General features: G+C 70.8%; 8 protein-coding genes. 6 read left to right on the forward strand and 2 right to left on the reverse strand.

What is annotated here, in order from left to right; translation table 11 throughout:
* From AC3XYG_RS32310 to AC3XYG_RS32320, 3 genes are all read left to right on the forward strand, one after another.
* On the forward strand, window positions 1–874 hold an 874-nt coding region (locus AC3XYG_RS32310), incomplete at its 5' end, for a hypothetical protein (protein ID WP_489143992.1).
* Between the two features lie 42 nt (window positions 875–916).
* Entirely contained in the window at window positions 917–1,498 is a 582-nt protein-coding gene (locus AC3XYG_RS32315) for a helix-turn-helix domain-containing protein (protein ID WP_489143993.1), read from the forward strand.
* Window positions 1,499–1,506: 8 nt separating this feature from the next.
* Entirely contained in the window at window positions 1,507–2,049 is a 543-nt protein-coding gene (locus AC3XYG_RS32320) for a GNAT family N-acetyltransferase (RefSeq protein ID WP_489143994.1), read from the forward strand.
* Here AC3XYG_RS32320 and AC3XYG_RS32325 read toward each other — a convergent pair.
* Window positions 2,033–2,920, reverse strand: a complete 888-nt coding sequence (locus tag AC3XYG_RS32325; RefSeq protein ID WP_489143995.1) for a LysR family transcriptional regulator — start codon at window positions 2,918–2,920, stop codon at window positions 2,033–2,035. The genes AC3XYG_RS32320 and AC3XYG_RS32325 overlap by 17 nt on opposite strands.
* A gap of 116 nt (window positions 2,921–3,036) precedes the next feature.
* On the opposite strand from AC3XYG_RS32325, the gene AC3XYG_RS32330 reads away from it, so the two are divergent.
* From AC3XYG_RS32330 to AC3XYG_RS32340, 3 genes are all read left to right on the forward strand, one after another.
* Complete coding sequence (locus AC3XYG_RS32330) at window positions 3,037–3,498, forward strand: DUF3237 domain-containing protein (protein WP_489143996.1); 462 nt, start codon at window positions 3,037–3,039, stop codon at window positions 3,496–3,498.
* 64 nt (window positions 3,499–3,562) lie between these two features.
* On the forward strand, window positions 3,563–5,437 hold the full coding sequence (locus tag AC3XYG_RS32335) for an adenine deaminase (protein WP_489143997.1): 1,875 nt from the start codon (window positions 3,563–3,565) through the stop codon (window positions 5,435–5,437).
* A 53-nt stretch (window positions 5,438–5,490) separates the two neighbouring features.
* Entirely contained in the window at window positions 5,491–6,855 is a 1,365-nt protein-coding gene (locus tag AC3XYG_RS32340) for an NCS2 family permease (RefSeq protein ID WP_489143998.1), read from the forward strand.
* Window positions 6,856–6,865: 10 nt separating this feature from the next.
* Here AC3XYG_RS32340 and AC3XYG_RS32345 read toward each other — a convergent pair.
* On the reverse strand, window positions 6,866–8,548 hold a 1,683-nt coding region (locus AC3XYG_RS32345; RefSeq protein ID WP_489143999.1), incomplete at its 5' end, for a hydantoinase/oxoprolinase family protein.

An 8,548-nucleotide genomic window follows, 5' to 3' on the forward strand; every position in this document is an offset into this window, starting at 1 on the left:
GGAGGGGACGATGCATGGGTTGAGGAACATCCTTCTGGCCGGGCTGCTGCTGGCCCTGCCCGCCTGCGTTTCGGCGCCGTCGGGCTCGAAATCAGTCGAAGTGCACCAGGAAATGGCCGCGGACAGGCTGGTGCCTTTGGGGGTGGTCAGCCAGTTCGCTGCGCCGGGAGGCCAATCGCCGGCAAGGAGTGATGCTGCTGCCGTCCCACCGCCCGAACCGCAGCCGGCGCCTGCGCCGCGGCTGGGGACTGGATGGGGTGAGACGATCACGTCGTCGATCCGCTTCGTCAGCCTGTCCCGCCTGTGGCCGGATCGGCCGGAGGGGCAGGTGACGATCCGGTATGATGGCGGCCGTACGACAGGCTCGCCGGTGGGCATGGCTCACACGCTGCCCGTGACCTATGGCCAGGTCGAATGGTCGGTGCTCGACGCCCGCGGCAGGCCGATGCCGCTGGCACCGGGTGCCGCGGGCGACTTCCGCCTGCATGGCCGATCCGGCGATCTCTATCGATTGGCCTTCCGCAATCCTGGTCGGCAGACGGTCGAGATCGTGGCGACGGTGGACGGGCTCGACGTGCTCAGCGGCCAGCCGGGCACGATTGCCAACCGCGGCTATATCATCCGGCCGGGGGAACGGCTGGTGATCGAAGGTTTCCGCCAGAGCGAGAGCGAGGTCGCGGCGTTCCGCTTCTCCGCCCCTGATGAGGCCTATGCCGCCAATACGCCGCAGGGCGATCCGCGGAACATCGGCGTGATCGGCATGGCGGTGTTCACCCTGGACGATCCGGCCAATGTGGTGGAGGCGGCCGGGCCGCAGCCCTTCCCGGCCGACCAGCCGCGCGACACCCGCTTCGCCCCGCCGCCGGCCTCTTAAGCCTCTTGCGCTAATTCTCATGATCGGGATAATTTCCCGATCATGAGAATCGATCTGCCATCCCAACCGGAGCCGGTGGACGCCCGGCTCGCCGCCCGCCTCGCGACCCTCCGGGCCGAGCAGGGCTGGTCGCTCGATGTGCTGGCCGAGCGCAGCGGCGTCAGCCGGGCGACGCTGTCGCGGCTGGAGCGGGGCGAGACCAGCCCGACCGCATCGCTGCTCGGGCGCCTCTGCACCGCCTATGGCCGCACCATGTCCGGCCTGATCGCCGAGGTCGAGACCGAGCCGCCGCAGCTGCTGCGCCGGGCCGAACAGGCGGGCTGGACCGACCCCGAAAGCGGCTTCACCCGCCGCAGCGTGTCGCCGCCTGCCGTGGGACTGCGTGGCGAGCTGGTCGAGGGCACGCTGCCGGCCGGCGCGATCGTCAGCTACGACACACCGCCAATCCACGGCCTCGAACAGCATGTCTGGATGCTGGACGGCACGCTCGACCTGATGGTGGACGGCGTGGTCCACCGGCTCGGGCCGGGCGACTGCTTGCGCTATCGCCTGTTCGGCCCGACCCGCTTCGAATGCCCCGGGCCGCAGCCCGCGCATTACCTCATCGCCCTGTGCAAGCCGTGAGCGCCGCCATGCCCGACACCACCGTCCCGACCCCGGTCACCCTGGCGGAGGTCACGCCCGACGGCCTCGCCGCATATCTCGACGATCTGGCCGAGGTGCTGCATGGCTGCGTCCTCGACGGCGCCAGCGTCGGCTTCGTCCTGCCGTTCACGGTGGAGGAGGCGCGCGAGTTCTGGCGGGGGCTTGATCCGGCCTTCCGCGCTGGTATCAGGCGGGTGATCGTGGCGCGGCTGGACGGGCGCGTGGTCGGCACGGTCCAAATCGTCCTCGGCATGCCGGCCAACGGCATCCACCGGGCCGAGATCGCCAAGCTGCTGGTGCATCCGGCCGCGCGCCGCCGCGGCATCGCCCGGGCGCTGATGCTGGCGGCCGAGGCGCTGGCCCGCCGGCATGATCGCAGCCTGCTGCTGCTCGACACAAGGCGCGGCGACAGTGGCGAGGCGCTGTATGAGAGCCTGGGGTTCCGCCTGTTCGGCATCGTGCCCGGCCACGCCCGCTCGACCACCGGCGTGCTGGAGGACACCAGCTACATGCTCAAGCAGCTGGCATAGGGCTGTCCGGCCGGCGGCGCACCTCGTCCTGCAGCCAGTCGCGGAAGCGCAGCACCACGGGCCGTGCCTCCCCGGGCTGCAGCAGGATGTGGTGGGCGGCCGGTCCCCGGATGACGTGGGGGAACGGCTGCACCAGCTTGCCGTCGCGCAGCAGCGGCCCGAAGAACAGCGGTGACAGCAGCGCAACGCCGGCGCCCTCGATGGCCGCCGAGGCGTCGAGCTCATGCGTCGGATAGTCGTCGGCGTAGAAGCGCAGGCCGGGGATATCAGCGCCCGCCTCGCGGAACCAGCGCGGCCAAGCATCATGGGGCAGCAGCGGCAAGGCCGCCAGATCCGCAGGCGACGACAGCATTGCCCTGGCGGCCAGCGCCGGGCTCAACATCGGCGTGGCCTCGATCGGCATCAGCGGGACGGCGTCGTATGCCGGCCAACTGCCGGCTCCGGTCCGGATGGCGATGTCGAAGCGCTCGCCCGGCCGCAATTCGGCCGAGACGTCGAGCTGGATCGGAACGGCCCCAGGCAGTGCGTGATACCCGGCGAGGCGCGGTGTCAGCCAGCGCATGGCGACGGTCGGCGGGGCCGTCACGCGCAGGGGGAGGATCGCGTCACGGCAGTCGTCGACCGCCGCCCGGATCAGGCCCAACGCCCGGGCCATGCGCTCCGCCAGCATCCTGCCGGCCTCGGTCGGTGTGACGTTCGGCCCGGAGCGGCGGAACAGCGTCGCGCCGAGTTCTACCTCGAGATCGCGGATCCGGAGGCTGACGGCGGCCGGTGTCACGCCGAGTTCGGCGGCCGCCCGCGTGAAGTTCGCGTGACGGGCGGCAGCCTCGAAGACGCGCAGGGATTCGAGGGCCGGCAAGCGTTTCGGCATCCGTTTCAGCATCGCTCATATTAAGGGCAGCTTAAGATGACCGGCAAGATCGCTTGCTTTGCGCCGGCCGCTCGACCGGCGTCCAATACGGCTCATGCCCATGACCGGAGATTGCCATGACCGAGCTCAAATCGCGCCCCTTGTTCACCCTTTCGATGACCCTCCACCCGATGCACGAACTTGGGGCGACACCCGCGGGCGAACGCCGGGTGGTCCCGGTGTCGGGCGGACGGTTCGATGGCGACCGGCTGGCCGGCGAGGTGCTGCCGCATGGCGGGTCGGACCTGCTGCTGACCCGCGCCGACGGCTCGTTCCAGCAGGATGTCCGGCTGACCCTGCTGACCCATGACGGGGGGCTGATCCTGATGACCTATCGCGGCGTGCGGTATGCCGCGCCCGAGGTCGGCGCCCGGATCGCGCGGGGCGAAGCCGTCGCGCGATCCGAATATTATCTGCGGATCGCGCCCTTCTTCGAGACGGCCTCGCCGGCCCATGCCTGGCTGAACCGGATCGTGGCGGTCGGCATGGGCGAGCGCCGGCCGGGCGGCGTAAGCTACGACGTCTTCGAGATCCTGTGAGGCCTTGCCGGGAGGGGTAGTCCGGCGCTAAAGGTCGTACATTATCTCGATGGAGAATCGACCCATGGCGACCGCGCCTGCCCTGCCCGATGACCTGCTGATCGGTGCCGAGGAGGAGGTGGCGATCCGCCAGGATCTGGTGCTGACGGCGCTGGGCAAGCGGCCGGCCGACACGCTGCTGCGGGTCGGCCGGCTGTTCGACGTCCACACCCGCAGCTGGCGCGACGACCAGGAGATCGCGATCAAGGGCCGGCGGATCGCCTGGACCGGCCCGGCCGGGACCTTCCCGGGCGAGGCGGCGCAGCGCGTCGACAGATCCGGGCTGGCGGCCGTGCCCGGCTTCGGCGAGGTGCACAAGCACATCGAAAGCACGCATCTGACGCCGGAATGGGAGGCGGCGCTGGTGCTGCCGCGCGGCAACACCTGGACCTGCGAGGCCAGCCACGAATTCTCCAATGTCGACGGCCCGAACAATTTGGCCTTCTGGTTCGAGGCCCGGCGCCGCGGCTCGCCGCTGAAGATCTTCCCGCTGCCGGGGTCCGCGGTGCCGCCGACCGCCTATGAATGGGGCGGCGGCTGGTACGGCTATGACGAGCAGAAGGGCTTCCTGAAGGAAAGCCTGATGGTCGCCGGGCTGGACGAGGTGATGGACTGGCCGGCGGTCTGGAACCCGGAGAACCCGTCCTATCCGAGGCTGTGGGGCATGATCCGCGCCACCTTCGAACAGCGCGGCGTGGTCGAGGGCCATGGTGCCGGGCTGCGCGACACCGCCACGATCAGCGCCTTCGCCGCCGCTGGCCTCGCCTCCGACCATGAGGCGTGGACGCCGGAGGAGGTGTGGGAAAAGCTCGCCCACGGCATCTTCGTCGAGCTGCGGCCCTATTCGATGCCCGAGGTCATCCCCTGGCTGCTCGGCAAAGGCCTGGCCGACTGGTCGCAGATCGCCTTCACCACCGACGATCGCAGCGTCTCCGACACCTTCAAGCTCGGCGCCACCGACCACAACGCCCGGCTGGCGATCCAGCATGGGCTGGCGCCGGAGATCGCGATCCAGTGCGTTACCCTGAATCCGGCGCGGCACATGCGGCTGACGCCCTGGGTCGGCAGCCTGGCCCCCGGGCGCTATGCCGATGTGGTGCTGCTGTCCGATGTCCAGACGCTCGATATCGCCGAGGTCTGGGCCGACGGCCGGCCGGTGTCCGAGGGCAAGCGCTACACCGGCGCGCTGCCGCAGATCGACTGGCCGGGCTGGGCCCGGCAGACGGTGAACATCCAGCGCCGGCTGACCGCGGCGGATTTCGCGCTGCCGACGGCGCCGGGGCGCGAGACGATGCAGGCGGCGCTGCTGCGGCCGTTCCATTGGGCCGACGGCTTCCTCACCGCCGAGCTGCCGGTGCATGACGGCGCGGTGCAGCGCGACCCGGAGCGGAACATCACCAAATTCGCCATCGTCGACCGCTTCTCCGGCGAGGGCCAAGTGGCGAAGATGTTCTGGCTCGGCTGCGGCCCGCGCACGCCGGACACGGCCCTGGCCTGCTCGGTCGCGCATGACAAGCACAACATCTGGGCGGTCGGGTCCTCCGATGCGGCGATGGCACTGGCGGTGAACACGCTGACGGAGCAGCAGGGCGGCTGGGCCCTGGTGCGCGACGGACAGGTGCTGGCCACGGTGCGCTACGAGATCGGCGGGCTGATGAGCTGCCGGCCGCCGGAGGAACTGGATGCCGAGATGCAGCGCCTCTACGCCGCTGCCGAAGGCATCGACTGGATGTATGAGCCGACCTTCCATCCACGCTGGTTTCCGGGCTTCCCGGAGCGGCTGATCTTCGCCACGCTGACCTGCGCGCCGTGGCGCTGGGTGCTGGTGGCACCCTGCGAGCAGGCGCCGCAGGGCTTCGTCAATGTGCAGAGCGGGGAGACCCACCCCGTCGTCTGGTAGGGGGCGCCGTTCCGATCGATCCGACCCGGCGCAGACCCGGGCGAGGGGGGCTCATGACCGTATCCGATCCGTCGTCCACCGGCGGCTGGCTCGACCGGCGCTTCAGGCTGTCCGAACGCGGCAGTTCGCTGCCGCAGGAGGTGATCGCCGGCGTCACCACCTTCGCGGCGATGGCCTACATCGTCGCGGTCAACCCGGCGATCATGTCGGCCGCCGGGATGGACCGCGGCGACCTGGTGATCGCCACGGCGCTGGCCGCGATCTTCGGCAGCCTGATGATGGGGCTGACCGCGAACCTGCCGCTGGCCGTGGCGCCGGCGATGGGGTCGAACATCGTCTTCGCCTATGTCGTGGTGAAGCAGATGGGCATCCCCTGGCAGGCGGCCCTGGCCATGGTCGCGGTCACCGGCGTGATCTTCCTGGTGCCGAGCTTGTCGAAGCTGCGCGAGAAGGTGGCGAAGGAGGTGCCGGACGCGCTGAAGATCGGCATCCAGGCCGCGGTCGGCACGCTGATCGTGTTCATCGGGTTGCGGGGGGCCGGCTTCATCGTCGCCAACCCCAACACCTATGTGGCGATGGGGTCGCTGGCCAGCCCGCCGGTGCTGCTGACCCTGGCCGGCCTGCTGCTCACGCCCGTCCTGGTCGCGCGCAAGGTGCCGGGAGCGTTGATCCTGTCGATCGCAATCCTCACCGTGATCGGCATCTTCGTGCCGCTGAAGGATGACGGCACCATGGTGACGACGCTGCCGACCGCCTTTTTCGCCATGCCGAAATGGCCGGCCAGCACCTTCCTGGCGCTCGACTTCAGCTATCTCGCCTCACACTTCCTGGTGGTGCTGCCGCTGCTGTTCTATTTCCTGTGCGGTGAATTCTTCAGCACGCTGGCGACGCTGATCGGCGTGACCGGGGCGGCCAATCTGCGCCGGCCGGACGGGTCGATCCCGAACGCCACCGCCGCCTTCTCGACCGACGCCACCGCGACCATCGTCGGGCCGCTGCTCGGCACCTCGGTGGTGACCGCCTTCATCGAATCCGTCACCGGGGTACAGGCCGGCGGCCGCACCGGCCTGACCTCGATCGTGGTCGCGGCCTGCTTCGTCCTGGCGCTGTTCGTCTGGCCGGTCTTCGTCATCATCCCGGCCCAGGCCACGGCGCCGGCGCTGGTCGTGGTCGGCATCTTCATGCTGCAGGGGCTGGCGCGGATCGACCTGTCCGATCTCGTCAACGCGGTGCCGGTGGTGCTGATGCTGCTGATCACGGTGCTCAGCGCCAACCTGGTTAACGGCATGGCGATCGGCACCTTCGCCTACATCCTGCTGTGCCTCGCCCTCGGTCGCACCCGGGCCGTCACGCCCGTGGTCTGGGGGCTCGGCGTGGTCTTCGTGCTGTACTTCGTGGTGACCAGCCGGCTGATGTGACGACGCCGGCTCACCCCATCCGCGGCCGGCCGGCGGCGGTGGCGGTGATGGTGCTTTCGACGAACATGTCGAGGCCGCCGGCCATCGCCACCACCCGGTCGGCACGGGCCACCGTCACTGCCACGTCCTGGCCGCCGGCCTCGCGGGCCAGGGCTTCGGCCCGGCCGCAGGCTTCGGCTTCGGCATGGGCGGCCGCGTCGGCCAGGCTGTCGAAGGTGCGGATGCCGCCGGGGGCGTGGACGCGGAAGCGGCCTTCCTCCGGTGCCGTGATGGTGACGATGGCGGTCTGCAGCACGCCGCTGGCCACCGCGCCGATCGCGTTGGTGACACCGGCATGCTCCGGCACCACGCTTTCGGTGCCCAGGCGCCGGGCGATCTCCGGATAATAGGTCCCGGCCGAGGCGCCGATGCCGACCAGAGGCAATCCCAGCGTCAGGGTGGGGCGCAGCAGGGCAGACGGGGCCTGGATGCCGGCCACCGCCCGGCGCGGCAGCAGGCCGCGCGCCTCGCGGGCCGGTTCGGCCACGCCGTCGCGGGCCAGCGCCGCCTCGACCAGGGCCAGCGCGCTGTCCGCGGTCAACTGCTCCAGCACCGACCGGGCGAAGGCCTCGGCGTCGGGCGGCACGGTCCAGCCGGGTTCGGCCGGGCGCTTGGCCCACAAGGTGGCGCCCAGCAGTGCCGCCTCACGCGACCAGCCATCATGCAGCCCCAGCACATGGGCGGCGTCGGTCGGGGTGAAGCCGGACAGGATCACCAGTCCGCGCGACACCAGCCGCTCCAGCGGCCGGTCCAGCAGATGGCTGGTCAGTACCGATTCCAGCGGCTGCGGCCCATCGGCCAGCGCGTCCCAGATCCGGCGTTCCGGCGCCGACAGGGTGTCGGCCTCGGTGTCCAGCGCGCGCAGGCGTTGGGCGAAGCGGCCGTCCAGGCTGGTCCATTCGCCGCGTTCGGCCTGGCGCCGCAGTGCCGACAGCATTTCCGGGTGCTGGTGCGCCAGCAGGCTCAACGGCACCGATCGGCGCGGCCCGACCGCCAGGCCGAAGCTGGGTTCCAGCCGCACCTCGCTGTCGCCGCCCAGGCCGAAGGTGCGGATCTCCACCGCCTCGACCATGGTGCGCCAGCCGCCGACCTGGGCGCCCTCGCGGTTCAGCAGGGGGCGGCCGTCCTTCAGGATGGCGATGTCGGTGGTGGTGCCGCCGATGTCCGAGACGAAGCAGTCCTCGCGCCCGGTCAGCCAGCGGGCGCCGACCACGCTGGCAGCGGGGCCGGACAGCACGGTCTCGACCGGGCGGGCCAAAGCGAAGCGGTCGGCGATCAGCGACCCGTCGCCCTTCACCACCATCAACGGCGCCGTGATGCCGCGGGCGTCCAGCCGGCCGCGCACCGCCCGGATCAATGATGCGGTCAGCGGGATCAGCCGGGCGTTCAACAGGGCGGTCAGCGCCCGTCGCGGCGCGTCGAGGCCGGAGGTCAGCTCATGGCCGCAGGGCACCGGCTTGCCGGTCAGGTCGCGCACAAGGTCACGCACCGCCTGCTCATGCGCCGGGTTGCGCACGGCGAAATAGCCGGCGACGGCGAAGGCAGTGACGGCGGGCGCATGCTGCAGGATGGCGGCGCGCACGGCGTCGAGGTCGAGCGGCGCCTGCTCCTCGCCCGACGGCCGATGCCCGCCAGCCACCGCCACGACCGGGTC

The organism is Inquilinus sp., assembly GCF_057815775.1.

Excerpts from the sequence above, each read along its gene's own strand:
- AC3XYG_RS32340 (WP_489143998.1), top strand. The coding sequence starts at position 5,491 with ATGACCGTATCCGATCCGTCGTCCACCGGCGGCTGGCTCGACCGGCGC.
- AC3XYG_RS32315 (WP_489143993.1), top strand. The coding sequence starts at position 917 with ATGAGAATCGATCTGCCATCCCAACCGGAGCCGGTGGACGCCCGGCTC.
- AC3XYG_RS32330 (WP_489143996.1), top strand. The coding sequence starts at position 3,037 with ATGACCGAGCTCAAATCGCGCCCCTTGTTCACCCTTTCGATGACCCTC.
- AC3XYG_RS32335 (WP_489143997.1), top strand. The coding sequence starts at position 3,563 with ATGGCGACCGCGCCTGCCCTGCCCGATGACCTGCTGATCGGTGCCGAG.
- AC3XYG_RS32325 (WP_489143995.1), bottom strand. The coding sequence starts at position 2,920 with ATGCCGAAACGCTTGCCGGCCCTCGAATCCCTGCGCGTCTTCGAGGCT.
- AC3XYG_RS32320 (WP_489143994.1), top strand. The coding sequence starts at position 1,507 with ATGCCCGACACCACCGTCCCGACCCCGGTCACCCTGGCGGAGGTCACG.